17 protein-coding genes, 1 rRNA gene and 1 pseudogene are annotated in these 20,245 nt (G+C 47.1%); 13 read left to right on the top strand and 6 right to left on the bottom strand.

Annotated elements, in window-relative coordinates:
• Positions 1 to 7: 7 nt before the first annotated feature.
• The 10 genes from lpxD to B5D35_RS06280 all read left to right on the top strand — a co-directional run bounded on the left by lpxD (position 8) and on the right by B5D35_RS06280 (position 12,041).
• Positions 8 to 1,033 carry a UDP-3-O-(3-hydroxymyristoyl)glucosamine N-acyltransferase gene (lpxD, locus tag B5D35_RS06320; RefSeq protein ID WP_078751750.1) on the top strand — a complete coding sequence of 342 codons (1,026 nt, stop codon included), beginning with the start codon at positions 8 to 10 and terminating at the stop codon, positions 1,031 to 1,033.
• Between the two features lie 133 nt (positions 1,034 to 1,166).
• Positions 1,167 to 1,619, top strand: coding sequence for a 3-hydroxyacyl-ACP dehydratase FabZ (fabZ, locus tag B5D35_RS06315; protein WP_078751749.1), 453 nt, complete (start codon positions 1,167 to 1,169; stop codon positions 1,617 to 1,619).
• 2 nt (positions 1,620 to 1,621) lie between these two features.
• The gene (lpxA, locus tag B5D35_RS06310) at positions 1,622 to 2,410 is read left to right on the top strand and encodes an acyl-ACP--UDP-N-acetylglucosamine O-acyltransferase (protein WP_078751748.1); all 789 of its coding nucleotides are present in this window, start codon (positions 1,622 to 1,624) and stop codon (positions 2,408 to 2,410) included.
• Complete coding sequence (lpxB, locus tag B5D35_RS06305) at positions 2,410 to 3,549, top strand: lipid-A-disaccharide synthase (RefSeq protein ID WP_139367727.1); 1,140 nt, start codon at positions 2,410 to 2,412, stop codon at positions 3,547 to 3,549. Before lpxA ends, lpxB begins: the two co-directional genes overlap by 1 nt.
• Before the next feature lie 3 nt (positions 3,550 to 3,552).
• Positions 3,553 to 4,155 carry a ribonuclease HII gene (gene rnhB / locus B5D35_RS24530; RefSeq protein ID WP_139367726.1) on the top strand — a complete coding sequence of 201 codons (603 nt, stop codon included), beginning with the start codon at positions 3,553 to 3,555 and terminating at the stop codon, positions 4,153 to 4,155.
• A gap of 67 nt (positions 4,156 to 4,222) precedes the next feature.
• Positions 4,223 to 7,702 carry a DNA polymerase III subunit alpha gene (gene dnaE, locus B5D35_RS06300; RefSeq protein ID WP_078751747.1) on the top strand — a complete coding sequence of 1,160 codons (3,480 nt, stop codon included), beginning with the start codon at positions 4,223 to 4,225 and terminating at the stop codon, positions 7,700 to 7,702.
• A 60-nt stretch (positions 7,703 to 7,762) separates the two neighbouring features.
• The gene (accA, locus tag B5D35_RS06295; RefSeq protein WP_078751746.1) at positions 7,763 to 8,725 is read left to right on the top strand and encodes an acetyl-CoA carboxylase carboxyl transferase subunit alpha; all 963 of its coding nucleotides are present in this window, start codon (positions 7,763 to 7,765) and stop codon (positions 8,723 to 8,725) included.
• A gap of 90 nt (positions 8,726 to 8,815) precedes the next feature.
• Positions 8,816 to 10,144 (top strand): tRNA lysidine(34) synthetase TilS, encoded by a 1,329-nt coding sequence (tilS, locus tag B5D35_RS06290; protein WP_078751745.1) that lies wholly within the window; start codon positions 8,816 to 8,818, stop codon positions 10,142 to 10,144.
• A 54-nt stretch (positions 10,145 to 10,198) separates the two neighbouring features.
• Positions 10,199 to 10,510 (top strand): c-type cytochrome, encoded by a 312-nt coding sequence (locus tag B5D35_RS06285; RefSeq protein ID WP_078751744.1) that lies wholly within the window; start codon positions 10,199 to 10,201, stop codon positions 10,508 to 10,510.
• A 184-nt stretch (positions 10,511 to 10,694) separates the two neighbouring features.
• Entirely contained in the window at positions 10,695 to 12,041 is a 1,347-nt protein-coding gene (locus B5D35_RS06280) for a sodium-dependent transporter (protein ID WP_078751743.1), read from the top strand.
• Positions 12,042 to 12,114: 73 nt separating this feature from the next.
• On the opposite strand, the gene B5D35_RS06275 is transcribed toward B5D35_RS06280, so the two are convergent.
• From B5D35_RS06275 to B5D35_RS06260, 4 genes and pseudogenes are all read right to left on the bottom strand, one after another.
• Entirely contained in the window at positions 12,115 to 12,303 is a 189-nt protein-coding gene (locus tag B5D35_RS06275) for a DUF4250 domain-containing protein (RefSeq protein ID WP_078751742.1), read from the bottom strand.
• On the bottom strand, positions 12,303 to 12,509 hold the full coding sequence (locus tag B5D35_RS06270; protein ID WP_078751741.1) for a YaeP family protein: 207 nt from the start codon (positions 12,507 to 12,509) through the stop codon (positions 12,303 to 12,305). The genes B5D35_RS06275 and B5D35_RS06270 overlap by 1 nt, the downstream gene beginning before the upstream one ends.
• Positions 12,510 to 12,588: 79 nt before the next feature.
• A pseudogene (locus tag B5D35_RS06265) lies at positions 12,589 to 13,442 on the bottom strand (GGDEF domain-containing protein).
• Between the two features lie 104 nt (positions 13,443 to 13,546).
• Positions 13,547 to 14,704 (bottom strand): patatin-like phospholipase family protein, encoded by a 1,158-nt coding sequence (locus B5D35_RS06260; protein ID WP_078751740.1) that lies wholly within the window; start codon positions 14,702 to 14,704, stop codon positions 13,547 to 13,549.
• Between the two features lie 217 nt (positions 14,705 to 14,921).
• On the opposite strand from B5D35_RS06260, the gene B5D35_RS06255 reads away from it, so the two are divergent.
• Entirely contained in the window at positions 14,922 to 15,842 is a 921-nt protein-coding gene (locus B5D35_RS06255; RefSeq protein ID WP_078751739.1) for a GGDEF domain-containing response regulator, read from the top strand.
• 84 nt (positions 15,843 to 15,926) lie between these two features.
• On the opposite strand, the gene B5D35_RS06250 is transcribed toward B5D35_RS06255, so the two are convergent.
• Together B5D35_RS06250 and tsaA are read right to left on the bottom strand one after the other, a co-directional pair.
• Positions 15,927 to 17,642: a proline--tRNA ligase gene (locus tag B5D35_RS06250; RefSeq protein WP_078751738.1), complete on the bottom strand. Its 1,716-nt coding sequence runs from the start codon at positions 17,640 to 17,642 to the stop codon at positions 15,927 to 15,929.
• Between the two features lie 66 nt (positions 17,643 to 17,708).
• The gene (gene tsaA / locus B5D35_RS06245; protein ID WP_078751737.1) at positions 17,709 to 18,413 is read right to left on the bottom strand and encodes a tRNA (N6-threonylcarbamoyladenosine(37)-N6)-methyltransferase TrmO; all 705 of its coding nucleotides are present in this window, start codon (positions 18,411 to 18,413) and stop codon (positions 17,709 to 17,711) included.
• 161 nt (positions 18,414 to 18,574) lie between these two features.
• On the opposite strand from tsaA, the gene gmhB reads away from it, so the two are divergent.
• Complete coding sequence (gene gmhB, locus B5D35_RS06240; protein WP_078751736.1) at positions 18,575 to 19,129, top strand: D-glycero-beta-D-manno-heptose 1,7-bisphosphate 7-phosphatase; 555 nt, start codon at positions 18,575 to 18,577, stop codon at positions 19,127 to 19,129.
• Positions 19,130 to 19,640: 511 nt separating this feature from the next.
• Positions 19,641 to 20,245 (top strand): 16S ribosomal RNA (locus tag B5D35_RS06235); the annotation flags it as partial.

Genomic DNA, 20,245 nt, shown 5'->3' with positions numbered 1-20,245 from the left:
GTAGAAAATGGCTTCTATTACTCTCGCTGATTTAGCGGAAAAACTGGGTGCAGAATTGCACGGTGATGGTAACGTCACAATCAGTTCAATTGCGGGAATGGACAAGGCAGTGGAAGGTCAGTTGACCTTTCTGTCTAGCAGTAAATACCGTAAACACCTTGCCGAGTGCAAGGCGGGTGCAGTGATGGTCAAGGAAGCCGACCTCGCTTATTGCAATGGTAATGCGTTGGTCTTGCGTGACCCTTATTTAGGTTATGCATTGGCCGCGCAGTTATTGGACACCACACCAGCATGTGCGACGGAGATCGCTCCGAGTGCTTATGTGTCATCAACAGCAACATTGGGCGCGGGCGTTTCCGTTGGTCACAATGCGGTAATAGAAGACGGTGTAACATTGGGCGACAACGTACAAGTTGGTGCGGGTTGTTTCGTTGGTAAAAATGCCGTGCTGGGCGCAAATACACGTCTGTGGGCGAATGTGAGCATTTATCACAATGTGCGAATCGGCGACTCTTGCTTGATACAATCAGGGACGGTAATCGGCTCTGACGGTTTTGGTTATGCCAATGACAAAGGCCGTTGGGTGAAGATCCCGCAGGTCGGTACCGTTGTGATTGGTGACCGTGTTGAGATCGGCGCGTGCACAACAATCGACCGTGGCGCATTGGATGACACCATCATCTCTGACGGCGTGATAATCGACAATCAGTGTCAAATCGCGCATAATGTGCAGATCGGTGAAAATACCGCCATCGCTGGCGCAACCGTTATGGCGGGCAGCCTTAAAGTCGGCAAACACTGTATTATTGGTGGTGCGAGTGTCTTTAACGGCCATATGGAAATCACAGATGGCGTTACTATCACCGGTATGGCAATGGTGATGCGTCCTATCACCGAGCCCGGTATGTATTCTTCGGGGATCCCTCTTCAAACGAATAGAGAGTGGCGCAAAACTGCGGCGCGCGTTATGAAGATCGAAGACATGCACAAACGATTGAAAGCCGTTGAAAAACAGCTAGAAGACAGCGAGTAACTCCCTGTTTCTGATGGCCTACTCTGGTGGCACACGGCGTATTGAGTTGTCCTCAGTTTGACCGTGGTCTGCAGTGTAGGCCATTTTGCGTTATCAACGACAAATAATAAGCTTTTCATACGGGAATATTACCTTGAGTCGCGAAAACAAAATTTTAACTATTAACGAAATTAGAGACCTGCTGCCACACCGTTATCCTTTTTTGCTGATTGACCGTGTTACTGATTATGAAGAAGGTAAATACCTTCATGCTATCAAAAACGTGTCAGTGAACGAGCCTCAATTCACAGGTCACTTCCCGCAACTGCCAATTTTCCCTGGTGTGTTGATCCTTGAAGCCATGGCGCAAGCAACAGGTTTACTGGCGTTTAAAACGTTTGGCGATCCTGCTGAAAATGAACTGTACTACTTTGCGAGCATTGATAATGCCAAATTCCGTGCGCCAGTCACCCCTGGTGACCAAATGGTGCTGGAAGTTGAATTCATTAAAGAGCGTCGCGGCATTGCAGCATTTACGGGTGTAGCTAAAGTTGATGGTAAGGTAGTGTGTTCTGCTGACCTGAAGTGTGCCAGAAGAGAGTTCTAATCGTGATCCATGAATCTGCTCAAATTCATCCTACTGCTGTTGTAGAAAACGGGGTGACTTTAGGTGCCAATGTGAAAATTGGTGCTTTTTCTTTTATCGGTACAGGTGTAGAGATCGGTGAAGGAACAGAGGTAAAGACTCACGTCGTTATCAAAGGTCCAACCAAGATTGGTTGTGATAACAAAATCTTCCAATTCGCTTCTATTGGTGAAGAGTGTCAGGACCTGAAGTACGCGGATGAGCCGACAACGTTAATCATCGGTGACCGTAACACGATTCGTGAGAGCGTCACCATGCACCGCGGAACCGTACAGGACAAAGGCGTAACTCAAGTGGGTAACGACAACCTGTTTATGGTGAACGCGCACGTTGCGCACGATTGTGTCATTGGGGACCGTTGTATCTTTGCTAACAATGCCACGCTTGCTGGCCATGTGAAAGTAGGAAACCAAGCGATCGTTGGCGGTATGACAGCAATTCACCAATTCTGTGTGATTGGTAGCCATAGCATGTTGGGTGGTGGTTCCATTGTGGTACAAGACGTGCCTCCGTATGTGATGGCACAAGGCAACCACTGTGCACCGTTTGGTATCAACGTGGAAGGCTTAAAACGTCGCGGCTTTGAAAAGAGCGCAATAAAAGCGATCCGAAGCGTTTATAAAGAACTGTATCGTTCAGGTAAAACGCTGGAAGAAGCGAAGAAAACTATTGTGGCGTCGGCAAAAGACGAGCCTGCTCTAGACTTGTTTGTTGAGTTCTTTGAAAACTCAACGCGAGGCATTATTCGCTAATGGCTAAGCCACTTCGAATAGGAATTGTCGCCGGGGAAATCTCCGGCGATATTTTAGGTGCCGGTTTTATCAAGGCCGTGAAAGAACAATACCCTGATGCAGAGTTTGTCGGGATCGGCGGTCCCCGCATGAAAGCATTAGGCTGCGAAGCTCTCTTTGATATGGAAGAACTGGCGGTAATGGGTATTGTTGAAGTTCTAGGCCGCTTACCTCGCTTGTTGAAGGTTAAGCGTGAGCTCGTCGAGTACTTTATATCAAACCCTCCTGATGTTTTTGTCGGTATTGATGCGCCAGATTTTAATCTTCGCCTAGAAAAATCGCTCAAAACCAACGGTATTAAAACCGTGCATTACGTGAGTCCAAGTGTTTGGGCGTGGCGTCAGAAAAGAATATTTGGCATTGCTGAAGCGACTAACCTTGTTTTGGCACTTCTGCCATTCGAAAAAGCCTTCTATGACAAATTCTCTGTGCCTTGCGAGTTTGTGGGACACACCATGGCGGATGATATCCCTCTGGTGAGCGACAAAGTAGCGGCAAAAGCATTGCTGGGTCTTGAGGCAGACAAGCGTTACCTTGCCGTGTTGCCGGGCAGCCGAGGCGGTGAAATGAAATTGCTTGCTCCTGTTTTCATTGAAACCTGTAAGCGACTCAAAGAAACATACCCTGATGTGGGCTTTGCTGTAGCTCTGGTAAATGAAAAGCGTCGTGCTCAGTTTGAGCAAGCGTGGCAGGAGACGGCACCCGAGCTCGATTTCATTCTTGTCAATGATACTGCGCGCAACGTGATCACGGCAGCTGACGCCGTATTGCTAGCGTCTGGCACTGTGGCATTGGAATGCATGTTAGTTAAACGCCCAATGGTGGTGGGCTACAAGGTCAACGCCATTACAGCTTGGCTGGCAAAGCGTATGTTGAAAACCGAATTCGTTTCTTTACCTAATATTTTGGCGGGTCGAGAGTTGGTGCCAGAAAGGCTTCAAGAAGCATGTACGCCAGAACAGTTAGCGGAAGATGTTTCCAAATACCTTGATGGTGACAATGACGCTCTGATGAGCGAATTTACTCGATTGCATGAAGTGATCCGCTGTGACGCAGATGCATCTTCAGCGCGAGCTGTATTGAATTTGATTGGACGTTAATTGATGGACTTCGAACCGTTTGAATATCCGGATGCGACCTTAATCGCAGGGGTTGATGAAGTAGGGCGTGGCCCTCTGATTGGGGCAGTGGTTACTGCTGCGGTTATTCTCGATCCTAATAATCCCATTGAAGGGCTGACGGACTCAAAAAAACTGACAGACAAAAAACGCAACGTATTGTTTGACCAAATTAAAGAGAAGGCACTGGCCTGGTCATTAGGTCGTGCCGAGCCTGAGGAGATTGATGAACTCAATATCCTCGCTGCGACAATGCTTGCGATGGAACGTGCGGTAAATGGCCTTCCGATCGCGCCAAATTATGTGTTGATCGACGGCAACCGTGTTCCTGCGGGCATAAATGTGCCAGCTCAGGCAATCGTAAAAGGTGACCTTCGAGTTGCTGAAATCAGTGCGGCGTCAATTCTTGCCAAAGTGGTACGAGATCGCGAGATGGAAGCATTGGACAAGGAATATCCGCAATATGGCTTTGCCAAGCACAAAGGGTACCCAACCAAAGCGCACTTTGAGGCATTGGAGCAACACGGTGCGATTGAAGGTTATCGGAAGAGCTTTAAACCTGTCAAAAAAGCCCTAGGCCTTGCATAATATTTAGAGGGGACATATATCGTCCCCTCAATGATTTCTTTCCTTAAACCAGTAACGTACGAGTTCTATGTCAGATCCACGCTATATCCACCTTCGCGTTCACAGTGACTATTCGATGGTCGACGGCCTGTCGAAAGTGCCGTCTTTGGTTAAAAAAGTCGCTGAAATGGGCATGCCTGCGATAGCATTGACAGATTTTACGAATTTATGTGGTTTGGTGAAATTCTATAACACAGCACAAGGTTGTGGTGTGAAGCCTATCATTGGCGCAGATTTTAAAGTGCAGTCTGAAACCTTTGGCGATGATCTTTGTCAGTTGACTGTGCTGGCAGCAAACAATACGGGGTACAAAAACCTCACGTTGCTGATTTCAAAAGCTTACCTTCGTGGACATGTTCAGCATCAACCTGTTATTGATCAAGCGTGGCTTGAGGAACTTAAAGACGGGTTGATTATCTTATCGGGAGGTCGCAGAGGCGACTTAGGTAAGTCTTTGCTGAAAGGCAATATGGGCCTAGCTAAACAATGCGCAGCGTTTTATCAAACGCACTTCCCTGATGCCTATTATGTCGAATTAACACGCACAGGCCGTCCTGATGAAGAAGCTTATCTGCATTTCGCGCTGGACTTTGCCGCGGAAAATGATCTTCCAGTCATTGCAACCAACGAAGTGTGTTTTATTACGCCCGATCAGTTTGACGCCCATGAAATTCGCGTTGCGATTCATGATGGCTACACATTGGTTGATCCGCGTCGACCAAAAAATTATAGCTCACAGCAGTACCTTCGTACGGAAGATGAAATGTGTGAGCTATTCCATGACATTCCAGAGGCACTGGCTAACACAGTAGAAATTGCCAAGCGTTGTAACGTTACTGTCCGTTTAAATGAATACTTCCTGCCAAACTTTCCTACCGAAGGGATGGAAATTGGCGATTTCTTGGTGAAAAAATCAAAAGAAGGTTTGGAGCAGCGGTTAGCGTTTTTATTTCCAGATCCAGAAGTTCGCGCATCGCGACGCCCTGAATACGATGAACGCCTTGATATTGAACTGGGCGTTATCAACCAAATGGGGTTTCCGGGTTACTTCCTTATCGTGATGGAATTTATCCAATGGTCAAAAGATAACGATATTCCAGTTGGTCCGGGGCGTGGTTCGGGTGCCGGCTCACTGGTTGCTTATGCATTGAAAATCACCGATTTGGATCCGTTGGAATTTGACCTGCTGTTTGAACGTTTCCTTAACCCTGAACGTGTATCCATGCCCGACTTCGACGTCGACTTTTGTATGGATAAGCGTGATAAGGTTATCGATCACGTAGCCGAAATGTATGGTCGTGATGCGGTTTCTCAGATCATTACCTTCGGTACTATGGCAGCGAAAGCGGTTATCCGAGATGTTGGCCGTGTTCTTGGTCATCCATACGGCTTTGTTGACCGTATTTCGAAAATGGTGCCGCCAGATCCGGGAATGACCCTTGCGAAAGCGTTCGATGTTGAGCCTCAATTGAGTGAGACATACGAAGCGGATGAAGACGTTCGTGAACTGATTGATATGTGCCGTATCCTGGAAGGGTGTACGCGTAACGCGGGTAAACACGCGGGTGGTGTCGTTATTTCACCGACAACCATCACTGACTTTGCGCCACTGTATTGTGACAGCGAAGGTCATTTTCCAGTAACACAGTTTGATAAGAATGACGTTGAAACGGCCGGCTTGGTTAAGTTCGATTTCTTGGGCTTGCGCACGCTAACGATTATCGACTGGGCACTTAAGATGATTAACCCTCGTCTTGAGAAAGAAGGTATCGATCCCGTTGTTATCGAAGCGATCCCAATGGACGATCTGGCATCGTTTCAATTGTTGCAAAACTACGAAACGACAGCGGTCTTCCAGCTAGAATCTCGCGGCATGAAAGATCTTATTAAGCGTCTGCAACCTGACTGCTTTGAAGATATGATCGCACTTGTTGCTTTGTTCCGACCTGGGCCTCTTCAGTCAGGGATGGTAGATAACTTTATCGACCGTAAACGTGGTCGTGAGGCTGTCTCTTATCCAGATGAAAAATGGCAGCACGAATCACTGAAAGAAATTCTTGAACCGACGTATGGCATCATCCTGTACCAAGAGCAGGTCATGCAGATCGCGCAGGTATTGTCTGGCTACACCCTGGGTGGGGCTGACATGCTTCGCCGTGCGATGGGTAAGAAAAAGCCGGAAGAGATGGCCAAGCAGCGCGAAACGTTTGAGAGCGGTGCGGTAAATAACGGCGTCGACGGCGAGTTGGCGATGAAGATTTTCGACTTGGTTGAAAAGTTCGCTGGTTACGGTTTTAACAAATCGCACTCAGCAGCGTATGCCTTGGTATCTTATCAAACACTTTGGCTCAAAACGCACTATCCAGCAGAATTCATGGCTGCGGTAATGACAGCGGATATGGACAACACTGACAAAATCGTTGGTCTTGTCGAAGAGTGTCGTCGCATGAAACTCACCATGCTACCACCGGATGTGAATGCGGGACTGTATCGATTTAACGTCAATGAAAAAGGCGAAATTGTTTACGGTATTGGCGCGATCAAAGGTGTGGGTGAAGCACCGATTGAAAATATCATTAAAGCACGTGAAGAAGGCGGTTATTTCCGTGATCTCTTCGATTTTTGTGCACGTATTGATACTAAAAAAGTAAACAAGCGCGTGATTGAAAAATTGATTCAATCCGGTGCGCTAGATAGATTGGGGCCGCATAGGGCTGCCATGATGGCATCACTGGACAATGCCATTAAATCTGCCAGCCAACATCATCAGGCAGAAGCGTTTGGTCAGGCAGATATGTTTGGTGTATTGACAGACGCACCAGAAGAAGTAGAACACAAGTACGCAAATGTGCCACCGTGGCCTGATAAAGTGTGGTTGGAAGGTGAGAGAGAGACGCTGGGGCTGTATTTAACAGGGCACCCCATCAATAGCTATGCCAAAGAGTTGAAGCATTACATTACGTGGCGTTTGGAAGATGCACATGCAACCAAACGCGATGTGGTGTCATCGGTTGCGGGTCTGGTTATTGCCGCCCGAGTGATGACGACCAAACGCGGCACACGTATCGGTATTTTGACACTCGATGACCGTTCTGGCCGTATGGAAGTGATGTTGTTCTCAGATGCATTAGAAAAGTATCTGGATCTTATCGAAAAAGACCGAATTTTGGTTGTTTCTGGACAGGTCAGCTTTGATGACTTTAACGGCGGTCTTAAAATGTCGGCACGAGAAGTGCTTGATATCTCCCAAGCACGCGAAAAGTACTTACGTGGTCTTGCTATCTCTGTGACCGACAGGCAAATTGATAACAAATTTTTTGAACAATTCAGCGAGATATTAGAGCCTCACCGAGCAGGAACTGTTCCCGTGAACCTCTATTATCAGCGTGACGATGCGCGCGCGAAACTGGTCTTAGGAACAGAATGGCGGATAACGCCCGACGATAAGCTGATTGATGATTTAAAAAACCTGCTTGGCGAGAAACAGGTCGAGCTGGAATTTGACTGATACTCTTTGCCCCATCCGAGGGATGGGGCAATTTAATTACCTAAACAGGATTCTTTCTCTATGAGTCTTAATTTCCTTGAATTTGAACAGCCGATTGCTGAATTAGAAGCAAAAATTGAAGCCCTACGCGTCGTATCAAAACGCGGTGATGGTCCTGAGGCTGTCAATCTTGATAAAGAAATCGAGCAACTGGAGACAAAAAGCGTTGAGCTGACGAAGAAAATCTTCAGTGATCTGGGCGCATGGCAAGTAGCTCAGCTTGCTCGTCATCCACGTCGTCCATACACACTGGACTATGCAGATCTTATTTTTACCGAGTTTGATGAACTTGCGGGTGACCGTGCTTACGCTGATGACAAAGCGATTGTCGGTGGTATGGCGCGTATTGATGGCCGCCCAGTGATGATCATTGGCCATCAAAAAGGCCGAGAGACGCGCGAAAAGGTGGAACGCAACTTTGGTATGCCAAAGCCTGAGGGTTATCGTAAGGCCCTGCGTCTGATGAAAATGGCAGAGCGCTTCAAGATGCCGATCATCACTTTTATTGATACGGCGGGCGCTTACCCTGGCGTTGGTGCAGAAGAGCGTGGTCAATCTGAAGCTATTGCACGCAATCTGAAAGAAATGTCAGGACTGACCGTGCCTGTGATTGTCAACGTGGTCGGTGAAGGCGGTTCTGGTGGCGCGCTGGCAATCGGCGTGGGCGACTACGTCAACATGCTGCAATACTCTACGTACTCTGTCATTTCTCCGGAAGGTTGTGCATCAATCTTATGGCGTGATTCTGATAAAGCCCCGCAAGCTGCGGAAGCGATGGGTATGACAGCTCCGCGTCTGAAAGAGCTGGGTTTAATTGATAACATTGTAGAAGAGCCAATGGGCGGAGCGCACCGTAACTATGCGAAAACCGCGGAAGGTATTAAAGCGTTGCTGGTGAAGCAGTTGGAAGAACTGGTGCAATTAGACGCTGAAAATCTGTGTGAACGCCGTTATCAGCGATTGCTGAGCTACGGTTACTGCTAACAGGTTGTACGACTGAGAAAAAGGGCCTGTTTGGCCCTTTTTTTATGTCTGGTGCTATCATGTCGTCGATGATCTTTCTTTGAGGCATTTATGCTGTTCCCATTGTTTGAAAAGTCCCTTTGTCCCTATACGGCCTCACCGCGTCAGATAGTATTGGCGTTCAGTGGTGGGGTGGATTCCCGCGTGATGCTAGAGCTTCTCGCGATATACCGCGATAAATACCCTCAGCACCATTATCTCGCCGTTCATATCCACCATGGTTTGAGCAGCAATGCAGATTTATGGTTGTGTCAGTGTGAGGCATGGGCGACAGATGCCCGCATTCCCTTCAAAGGTGTTCGAGTCACGCTCGCGCATAAAGGCGAAAGCATTGAAAAAGCGGCAAGAGAGGCTAGGTACGCGGCGATTCTAGGGGAAGTTGAAAATAATGCATTGATTTTGGTAGCACAGCATGCAGATGATCAGGCTGAAACCTTTTTACTTGCATTGAAAAGAGGGAGTGGCCCTGCGGGGCTAGCGTCGATGCCTGCATGTCGAAAGCTCGGGCATGCTGAATTGTTCCGGCCATTATTGACGGCGACAAGAGAACAGATAGAAAACTATGCAAATGAAGCAGGTCTATCTTGGATTGAAGATGAAAGTAATCGAGATAGCCGTTTTGACCGTAATTTTATTAGGAATGAATGGCTACCTTCAGCAAGAGAAAGATGGCCTGGAATCAATAAGGCGATAAACCGTACGGCGCAATTATGTGCAGAACAAGAAGCGTTGCTTGATGTTTTGCTTCAAGAGTTTGACCAAAAAGTCGTCAATCAAAACGGAAGTCTGTCGATTGAGCGATTAACTAGTTTGCAGGCGCCGATTAAAACAGCCGTTGTGCGTCGATGGTTTAAACAGCAAACAGCTTCAGTGCCATCACTGGCGCAGCTACAAGAGCTATTCAGTGGGGTTATCAATGCTGCGATTGATGCAAATCCTAAGCTCAAAATCGGAGAGTGGTGGGTTCACCGACATGACGACGCTATTTATGTAGTCAGACCGAGCAAAGATGTTACTGATTGGTCGGCGCAGGTAGCGTTAGACGTAACGTGCCAATTGCCAGATGGCTTGGGAAACATGAATCTATCCGGCACTCGCTCAGGTTCAGGACAAATGCTTCGTGCACCTCAGACAGGTGAGATGGTTAGTGTTCGATTTAATCCTGAGGGGTTATTCGCACACCCCATCGGGCGACAAGGTAAACGGAAATTGAAAAAGCTTTTCCAAGAATATCGCGTGCCGACTTGGGAGAGACGCAGAACCCCTCTTTTGTTCTATGGTGAGCAACTTGTTGCTGTAGCAGGTTTGTTTGTATGTGAAGGGTATGATGGGCAGGAATGTGAGCTGATCTGGAATAAATGCCATGCCTTGGATGCGTGATTAAAAATCACGTGTAACAATCATACAAACTGGAAGTAAAAGAGCGAGGAAGCAATGAAAATACTAATACCTCTAAGTTTGGTGGCAATATCGCTGGCAGCACCTTCGTTTGCGGCAGGTGATGCGGAAGCCGGTAAAGCGAAAGCCGCAATCTGCGCAGCATGTCATGGAGCAAATGGAATTGCGGTTATTCCCGGATACCCAAATCTAGCGGGTCAAAACGAGCAGTACATTGTTTCTGCGCTGAAGGCATATAAAGACGGCAAGCGCACTAGTGCGCAGGCAATGGTCATGAAGCCTCAGGCCACCATGTTGAATGATACAGATATGGCCAATCTGGCTGCTTACTACGCAAACATGAAATAACGCGCGTCATTCTTTTTAAAAGCCACTGCTTTTTCGCGGTGGCTTTTTTGTTTGTATCGAGTCTAATCACACGTTTTAAATGTTGTCTGTGCGTTTTTTGTTCGAACAGATTATCTGCTATTGCTATAAATTTTGGTTTTTACTAATGTACTAGTTCACTGATGCATTGTAAGAGGTAAACGCAATGGCCGCTGGACGCGAGCATTTTAGTTCCCGCCTTGGTTTTGTACTTGCAGCCGCAGGGGCTGCTGTCGGGTTAGGCAATATTTGGGGTTTTCCAACACAAGCTGCCAGTAATGGTGGTGGTGCGTTCTTGCTGGTTTATTTGCTGCTAATCCTGATTGTGGCGTACCCCATGTTGGTTGTTGAAATGGCGATCGGTCGTCATGGGCAAGCAAACCCAATCGATAGCATGCGCAAGTTGGGTGGTTCCCCGCTTACGAAAAAGCTAGGAAGCGGGGTCGGTTTTATTGGATTGATGGTGCCGTGTTTGGTCTTGGCGTTCTATAGCATTGTAGGAGGTTGGTTGGTTTCTTTTATGTTGGCGGCTGGCGCAGACTTGATTGGACTAACCACGGTATCTGATTGGTTAAAAGGCTTTTCGGTAGAGCGAAATCTTTTTGGTGCGGCAATTTTTTACCTTTTGACCATCTTAATTGTACAAGCAGGTGTTAAAAACGGTATTGAAAAATGGTCAACGCGTTTGATGCCAGCACTATTTATCCTTTTTGGCGTGATGTTTGTTTATGTCATGACTCTGCCAGGTGCCACCGAAGGTCTTGCTCATTACCTTATCCCTGATTTTTCAAAAATCATGGACAGTGATCTAATTTTGGCTGCCATGGGGCAAGGTTTTTTCTCCCTGACAATTGGTGGGTGCTCCATGCTGATTTACGGCTCTTACCTCAGCCGAAAAGAAAACCTGCCAAAGATGGCGTTAAACGTCACCTTAGTGGATACCGCTGTTGCGGTTGTAGCTGGCCTTGTCATTATGCCTGCGATGTTTGCGGCAATGCAGCAAGGTGTACAAATTTATGATGAAAATGGCGCGTTGTTGAGTTCATCTACACTGGTGTTTGATGTGCTGCCAATGCTGTTTGATGGTTTAGGTCTGGCTGGCGTATTTGTTGCACTCGTGTTTTTTGTCCTGATGACCATCGCGGCTTTAACATCTTCTATCTCTATGCTTGAGTGCCCGGTTGCCCTGCTGAATGAGCGCAAAGGTACATCACGTATGGTGGCAAGTTGGGGGCTTGGTGGTGTTATTGCGATGTTCAGTGCGGTGATTATATTTAACTTTGGTGACCTGTTTGGCTTAGTCGCTACCATTGCCACACAATATGTACAGCCTATAGCTGCGTTGCTTTTCTGTCTGTATGGTGGATGGGTATGGAAGCGTAATAAGCAATTGGAGGAGATGCGCCAAGGGTACGACAACATTGAAGAAGGGCTGTTCTGGAAAGTTTGGCCCGCCTATGTGAAGTTTGTTTGTCCTGCATTGGTTGCTGCTGTGATTTGGATGTCGATATAACCTCCCTTGTTGTAAATATGCCTCAAATGAAAACGGAAGCCTTGGCTTCCGTTTTCATTATTGTACGCCAATCTCAGCGGAACTGATTTTGTTCTGCCATATACTCGAAGCCTGCCGTAGCCAGTTTTTTCTTTAACGCTTCGGCATCTATGTCAAAGAATTTGCTTAGAGACTCTAGAGAGTCAAATTCATCACGTAACTTCATGTTCACAATGCTCATCAGCATAATGGTATCCATGGCATCGAAGTTTTTCAGATCCATTACGCGTCCTCGTGGTCACTGATCAGCAGGTTTGCTGCCGCAAAAGCTGCTTGTTCGCGCAATTCTTGACCGACGGTTTCATCAGAAGCAATGGTGTTCAGTGTTTTAATCGCACAGGTAATGGCTTTTGGGATATACCCTTGGTCGCCACTGCCAATCTCTGCATATCGCTGACGGATCAGCGCACAACAATCGTAGACTTTCATAGTCACTCCTTGAAAAATTCGGGTAGCAATATAACAAAAAAGCCCCTAAAAAGGAGCGTTGAGCGAGAGAAGATCAGCGTTATCGACGTTTATGTTTATTGCGGTACATACCGCGGTCTGCGCGCTCAAAAAGTGAAGTAGCATTGTCGCCGGCTCGGTGCTCCGAACAACCGACTGAACTGGAAATGTTATGGGAAGTTAAAAGCTGGTCTGCACAGATTAGCGTTTTTAATCGGTCGTTAACCAGTTGTGCAGATTCTCGCGTGGCAGGTGTGAGCAATACTGCGAATTCATCGCCTCCGAGACGATAACATCTATCGGAAGCGCGAATGGCTTGTTTTAGTAGCATGGCAAAACGGCGTAGCACTTTGTCACCGTCAAGGTGACCATAGGTGTCATTAACCTGTTTGAAGTTATCCATATCGAAAATCATCAAGATGAGACCGTGATCTTTGCGTTCAGCCAGTGCAATAGATTGGCGTAGATCTTGTTCAAAACTGGTTCGGTTATTCAGGCTAGTCAGGTTATCAAGCAGGGCAAGATTACGAACACGGTTATATTCGATTGCGCTTCGTAATGGGCCAGCTAACAAACGGTGATAGGTATGAATCAGACTGATCTCGTCATCATCCAGTTTGTATGGTGTGCTGTACTGCAACATACCGAGGGGGTTTGAGCAAATTTAATCGAGAACGTTTGACGATACTCAGCCGTTCCACCACGCCTGACAATGTGGGAAATATCTTCGTGATCCCAAATCAACCGGGTGATGTCGATTTGCTTTTTAAGTTCTCGGATAAAAACTTCAAACAGCTGGTCGATTTCCAGTCTACCTTGAAGTTTCTGCAGCACCATCAGCCGCTGATCCGCACCTAAAGGAACACGACGCGATTGAATCGCGGCATTTTTTAATTGTTCCAGTTGCGTACTCATCGATATTGCCTCAGAAACCAATAACCATGATTGTCCATGCTTTAACCAGTAAGCAAGTAACGTTCCAGATCATGGAATGGATAGCCGCTTGATAGTGTTCAGTCTTAGTTTTCGATACCGAGAAACCCGATTAAATCGGATCGTAGATTCTGAGCGTCTTCATATCCCATGTCAATTAAGTGGTTGATATATTTCGGTTCAAACAACAGATAACTGGTGATCGCAGCATCATCGATGGGACTAATGCCTAAAAATTTCATCAAACTTCTGACTGCGATAGGCATGTGGCAATAATAACGTTCTACAAGGGGCTCGAAAGGAGATGAAGGGGATATTTGAAAGGCATCAACTTGCCGCAGTGCCAATTTCTCGGCTGCTTTTTTATCCAATGAGTCAACGAGGGTATTCATTCTATCCAGGTGTTCCAAATCAGCGGACAAGGTGTCAGCAAAAATAGCATCTATTAAATGGCCTCCCAGCGTCGCCAAACCGGGAGCGTGAGGGGTAGATGTCGAAGCGGGAACTTGTTTAGGGGCTAGGTCGATGATCAGAATTTTCTCAGCCCCGAGTTTTAGTGCAGGCCTCAACGGTGCTATCTGGTGAACAGAGCCATCGCCATAATAACTGTGCCCTATCTGAGTAGCGGGGAAAACTATCGGGATGGCAGAAGACGCCAGAAGGTGTTCTGTCGTGATTTGACTCTTTATGCCAATTGCACGAGAGCGAGTCCAAGGTTGAATCTCAGGCTGACCTTGAAAGAAGGTAACAGATTTACTGGTTTGATAGTTGGAAGCGGTCACCGCGAGACCGTGCAGATGACCAGAGAGAATCTGATGTTCGATCTTATTGAAGTTCAATACACGCCTCAATAGATGTCGTAGAGGCCTGTTGTCTAGCAGGCCGAAAGGCGGTGCGCTGTGATAGTTCGCCTGCAAACGGGCGAACCCTTGCCTACTGAGGTGATGCGCGATACCTGACAGGGAGCTTTGAAACACATCTTGGGTGCTGAGGTTCTGCCAAAGCCAGGTCAGTTTTTTGACGCCGAGACAAAAACATGACGTATGGCAGGCCAGAGATGTTGCATTTAGTGCGCCGGCAGAAGTGCCACAATAAATTGTAAATGGGCTGGCATGTACGCGAGGGTACCATTCTGATATGGCCTTCAATACGCCTACTTGGTACGCTGCACGTGCTCCACCTCCACTCAGTAACAGCGCTGTTTTCTTAATTGGCGCATTGGAGTTAGGAGGCGATTTGCTCATGTAAAGTCCCTACTCTCAATAGGTTAAAAGCTATCTCTTAGTATGAACCAAGTTGTCAGGATTGGAGAGATACGTTTTATATGACGAATGGTTCTTCCTCTTTGCTCTTCTGATTGTGACTCAGAGCCAAAACTCGAGTGGCATACCGCAATCCCCTCGATAGAGTAGAACAGTAAGTGTTATATTTTTATTCATTGAAGTTTGCTCTAAGTGAAAGATGACAGTGCCGATTACTGCGTTAATTGCCGATGATGACAAAGCAACAGCCAAGCTGGTGGAAGTGCTCCTGAATAAATGGGGGGTACACGCTATTGTGGCTCATGATGGCGTTCAGGCACTGGAAGTCATGATGCAAGAAGAGCCACCAACATTGTTGTTGTTTGATTGGGAAATGCCAGGTTACAGCGGTATCGAGCTTTGTCAGAAAATAAGAGAAATTGATACCGACAACCCGCCTTACATCATCATTTGTACCGCCAGAGACAGCGCTGAACACATTGCGGAAGGGTTGAACAAAGGCGCGAATGATTTCGTCTCTAAGCCTTTCAATACGCAAGTTCTTCGCGCTCGTGTTGAAGTAGGAAAGCGTACACTAGAGCTTCAAAACAGACTGACCAACGCTATGTCTCGGCTAGATAAGTTAGCGCGATATGATGAGTTAACGGGGTTAATGAATCGACGAGCAGTGTTTGAACGCATCAATGAGGACTTCGCCCGCGCGGGTAGAACCAAGTCCTGTTTGTGTTTTACTGTGTGTGATATCGATTGGTTTAAACAGGTCAACGACAATTACGGTCACCCTGCAGGCGATGCTATTTTAAATGAGATGGGAAACCTGCTGACACAACAGTTGCGTCCTTACGATCGTTTAGGGCGAGTAGGGGGGGAGGAGTTTTTATTGCTCTTTGCCGTTGAAGATAAGGACAATGCCGTGCGAGTTCTTGATCGCATACGTTTAGCCATTGAGTCTCACCCTTTCAAACATGAGAATGCCGATATCAATATAACAATGAGTTTTGGTGCCACACTAATAGACACGATTGATAACGCGTTACGTGTAGAAGACTATTTTAAATGTGCAGATGATGCACTTTATACGTCGAAAACAAACGGAAGGAATTGCATTACTTTTTTATAGTCTCCAGGTTTTCTTTTACCTTTTCTAAAATATTCAGACATAAAAAAACGCCTCCAATCGGAGGCGTTTTTCTTGGAATGATGACTAGGCCAGTTTGGCTTTGACGAATTCGACCATCTGCTCGATTTCAATTGGCATTTTTTCGCCGTCTCGACGGTGTTTGTATTCAAACACGCCGTTGTCCATGCTGCGTTCACCAATGATGACAGTGTGCGGTACACCCATCAATTCCATGTCAGAGAACATGACACCAGGACGCTCTTTACGATCGTCGAACAACACTTCGATACCCGCAGCGGTCAGGTCAGCATACAATTTTTCAGCTGCTTCTTTAACACGCTCGGACTTGTGCATATTCATCGGAACGATAGCAACCGAGAATGGTGCGATAGCGTCTGGCCAGATGATACCGTTGTCATCGTGATTCTGTTCGACAGCCGCAGCAACAACACGAGATACACCAATACCGTAGCAGCCCATTTCTAGGATAACGTTCTTGCCATCAGTACCTAGTACGCCACAATTCATCTTCTCAGAGTAATTAGTACCCAACTGGAAGATATGGCCAACTTCAATTCCGCGCTTCAGAAGAATGGTACCTTGACCACATGGGCTTGGGTCACCTTCAACGACGTTACGGATATCAGCGACTTCGCCTAGCTCAACGTCGCGACCCCAGTTGATGCCGAAGTAGTGTTTGTCATCGATGTTTGCGCCCGCGCCGAAATCACTCATTGCTGCAACGCTGCGGTCAACGATGAACGGAACCGTCAAGTTAACTGGACCTAGAGAACCAGGACCTGCATTTACCACTGTGCGAATTTCTTCTTCAGTTGCGAATTGCAGAGGGATTTCAACCTGTGGCAGTTTCTCTGCTTTGATTTCGTTCAGCTCGTGGTCACCACGAACCAGAAGCGCAACCAAATCAGCGTCTACTGCGTCAGACGCTTTCACGAACAGCGTCTTAACAGTTTTTTCAATCGCCAGATCGAATTGCTCAACCAATTGCGCGATAGTCTTAGCGTCTGGTGTGTCTACCAGCGTCATTTCCTGAGTTGGCGCAGCACGCTCGCCAGCAGGCGCAACCGCTTCAGCCATTTCTACGTTGGCTGCGTAGTCAGACTCCGTAGAGAACGCAATGGTGTCTTCGCCGCTGTTAGCCAGTACGTGGAACTCGTGAGATGCCGAACCACCAATCGCGCCAGTGTCAGCGAGAACAGGGCGGTAGTCCAACCCCATACGGTCAAACGCTGCACAGTAAGCTACGTGCATCGCTTCGTATGACTTTTGCAGACCTTCTTTGTCGATATCGAAGCTGTACGCATCCATCATCGAGAATTCGCGTGCACGCATTACGCCAAAGCGAGGGCGGACTTCGTCACGGAATTTAGTCTGGATCTGATAAAGATTCAGTGGCAGTTGTTTGTAAGAGTTCACTTCGTTACGAACAAGAGAAGTAACGACTTCTTCTGCCGTTGGGCTCAGAACAAACGGACGCTCGTGGCGGTCAGTGAAGCGAAGAAGCTCAGGACCCATCTTTTCAGAGCGGCCGGTCTCTTCCCATAGCTCAAACGGCTGAACCACGGGCATCAGAATTTCAATCGCGCCTGCGTTGTTAATTTCCTGACGAACGATGTTTTCAACCTTTTGCAGAACACGCAAACCGGTAGGCAACCAGGTGTATAGACCTGAAGCCAGTTTGCGGATCATACCGGCGCGTAGCATCAGCTGGTGGCTGATTACTTCTGCGTCGTTTGGCGTTTCCTTCAGTGTAGAAAGAAGGTATTTACTGGTACGCATCTAAGCTATCCGTTTATCAAATTACAATAGGGAGGGTATAATGGCGTCATATTACCAGCGAGATGACTATTCGCCAAAGGCTTCTATCAACGTCACAGTGATTACAGGTTCATCAACGGTAAACTTCACATTAAAGTTAAACAGGTGAACTGCATATTCTTTGGTATCTACTTTCCCTTTCTTGTAGGCAGGGCGCGGGTCTTGCGCTAACACTTCGGCGATTACCTGTTTTTTGTATTCACCTTCAGTATCTCGACTCAGAGCTATAAGCGCATTGTCGTCAAAGATGACGTCCAATGTAGATGGAGCATCAGATGCGTAACCACCGTGCGCATCAGAAACCGAATCTGAATACGGAATATAAGGTTTAATATCGATGATGGGGGTGCCATCGACAAGATCGCAACTGCCAATATCTACAAAAACCTGTGAACCGACTTTTCGCACAGCGTTTAGGGGGACGACAGACATACCAATACCATTGGGACGAAATGTTGCGCGACTGGCAAAAACGCCAATACGTTCATTACCGCCGAGTCGAGGGGGACGAACTGTTGGTGTCCAACCTTGTTCAATGTTTTGGTCGAACAAGAACAGCACCCACAAATGAGAAAATTGCTCGATACCTCTGACGGCATCTTCGTTATTGGCTTCATCACATAGTGCGATGGAAGCCACCGCACTAGGAACCAGCCCTGGCTGTCGAGGGACGGCAAATTTCTCTTTATAAGGAGACTGGATATTTCCTATGGGCGTCAGTGAATAGGTCATTGTGAAAACTCTTTCTTGCAATTGGCAATGACTCTATCACAAAGGTGCGCCAACACGGGAAGGTGACGTTTGATGAATGAAGAAAGTACCTAGTATCTTCAGGTTGCTTGGGTACAAATGCGTGTCATAATCGCGGGGTAGAGATTAATGAGGGCATCACTTTGGCCAAACCAGCGGTATTTATCGACAGAGATGGCGTGATCAATGTGGATCACGGTTACATCAGTAAGGTTGATGATTTTGAATATGTAGAAGGTGTCTTTGATGCCTGTCGCGAATTAAAAGAGATGGGATACTTACTGGTGTTGGTTACCAACCAATCGGGTATCGCTCGCGGTTACTACACGGAAGATGACTTCTTGTCGCTGACAGAATGGATGGATTGGAACTTCGCAGACAAAGGCGTCGATTTTGATGGCATCTATTATTGCCCTCATCACCCAGAACATGGTGAAGGTACATATAAGCAGGATTGTGATTGTCGTAAACCTAAGCCTGGAATGTTCTTCTCTGCGCGAGACCATTTGAGTATCGACATGAGCCAGTCGGTTATGATCGGTGATAAAGCCGATGATATGCGCGCCGCAGAGGCTGCTGGCATTTTAACGAAAGTACTCGTTCGCACTGGTAAAGAGGTGACGGAAGAGGGCGAAAAATTAGCAACAGTTGTCCTGGATAGTGTTGCAGATGTGCCTGCGTTCTTGAAAATGCGTTAATCCGTTAGAAGGCTTAATACAGTTTTCAACGTTAAAAACGGCCCGAAAGGGTCGTTTCCATATCAAATTGCTGAACTTTTGAACTTTTGAACGCTTGAGCGTATTTTAAGGGAAAAAGTGATTTTTTCACAAAAAAAGTATTGCCAACTGAAAATCTCTCCCTATAATTCGCTCCTCGTTGGCACGGCAAAGTTTGCAGCTAACACGAGGAGCACGAAAGTGCTTGACTCGAAAAAAGAGTTGAGTTTAAATCTCACTCCGCTCAGCAAGGCTGAGAACGTTCTTTAACAATTTGACCTATACAATCTGTGTGGGCACTCGTACTTGATAGACAAAAGATTTATCAATGAACTGAGTGACCCAATCGAATTGGAAAACAGCCTCGAGCCGTTTTGCTTTCATTTTTTTAAAAGTGGAAACCAATGAGAAACACAGTCAATGCAGATTTGCCTACGGGCAAAAAAGTAATTCAGTATTCATTGAGCGTTACTTTCGGGTAACAACAAAATTCTAATTGAAGAGTTTGATCATGGCTCAGATTGAACGCTGGCGGCAGGCCTAACACATGCAAGTCGAGCGGTAACATTTCAAAAACTTGCTTTTGAAGATGACGAGCGGCGGACGGGTGAGTAATGGCTGGGAACCTGCCCTGATGTGGGGGATAACAGTTGGAAACGACTGCTAATACCGCATGATGTCTACGGACCAAAGAGGAGGACCTTCGGGCTTCTCGCGTCAGGATGGGCCCAGTTGGGATTAGCTAGTTGGTGAGGTAATGGCTCACCAAGGCGACGATCCCTAGCTGGTTTGAGAGGATGATCAGCCACACTGGAACTGAGACACGGTCCAGACTCCTACGGGAGGCAGCAGTGGGGAATATTGCACAATGGGCGCAAGCCTGATGCAGCCATGCCGCGTGTGTGAAGAAGGCCTTCGGGTTGTAAAGCACTTTCAGCAGTGAGGAAGGTTACGTAGTTAATACCTGCGTGATTTGACGTTAGCTGCAGAAGAAGGACCGGCTAACTCCGTGCCAGCAGCCGCGGTAATACGGAGGGTCCGAGCGTTAATCGGAATTACTGGGCGTAAAGCGCATGCAGGCGGTTTGTTAAGCAAGAT

It is taken from the genome of Enterovibrio nigricans DSM 22720 (assembly GCF_900167155.1).
Classification (GTDB): domain Bacteria; phylum Pseudomonadota; class Gammaproteobacteria; order Enterobacterales; family Vibrionaceae; genus Enterovibrio; species Enterovibrio nigricans.
This window is presented reverse-complemented; position numbering and strand designations above follow the sequence as displayed.

Coding starts and splice junctions, on each gene's coding strand:
- accA (WP_078751746.1), top strand. CDS start 7,763: ATGAGTCTTAATTTCCTTGAATTTGAACAGCCGATTGCTGAATTAGAA.
- B5D35_RS06250 (WP_078751738.1), bottom strand. CDS start 17,642: ATGCGTACCAGTAAATACCTTCTTTCTACACTGAAGGAAACGCCAAAC.
- B5D35_RS06255 (WP_078751739.1), top strand. CDS start 14,922: ATGACAGTGCCGATTACTGCGTTAATTGCCGATGATGACAAAGCAACA.
- dnaE (WP_078751747.1), top strand. CDS start 4,223: ATGTCAGATCCACGCTATATCCACCTTCGCGTTCACAGTGACTATTCG.
- tsaA (WP_078751737.1), bottom strand. CDS start 18,413: ATGACCTATTCACTGACGCCCATAGGAAATATCCAGTCTCCTTATAAA.
- B5D35_RS06280 (WP_078751743.1), top strand. CDS start 10,695: ATGGCCGCTGGACGCGAGCATTTTAGTTCCCGCCTTGGTTTTGTACTT.
- B5D35_RS06275 (WP_078751742.1), bottom strand. CDS start 12,303: ATGGATCTGAAAAACTTCGATGCCATGGATACCATTATGCTGATGAGC.
- lpxB (WP_139367727.1), top strand. CDS start 2,410: ATGGCTAAGCCACTTCGAATAGGAATTGTCGCCGGGGAAATCTCCGGC.
- lpxD (WP_078751750.1), top strand. CDS start 8: ATGGCTTCTATTACTCTCGCTGATTTAGCGGAAAAACTGGGTGCAGAA.
- rnhB (WP_139367726.1), top strand. CDS start 3,553: ATGGACTTCGAACCGTTTGAATATCCGGATGCGACCTTAATCGCAGGG.
- B5D35_RS06260 (WP_078751740.1), bottom strand. CDS start 14,704: ATGAGCAAATCGCCTCCTAACTCCAATGCGCCAATTAAGAAAACAGCG.
- tilS (WP_078751745.1), top strand. CDS start 8,816: ATGCTGTTCCCATTGTTTGAAAAGTCCCTTTGTCCCTATACGGCCTCA.
- B5D35_RS06270 (WP_078751741.1), bottom strand. CDS start 12,509: ATGAAAGTCTACGATTGTTGTGCGCTGATCCGTCAGCGATATGCAGAG.
- B5D35_RS06285 (WP_078751744.1), top strand. CDS start 10,199: ATGAAAATACTAATACCTCTAAGTTTGGTGGCAATATCGCTGGCAGCA.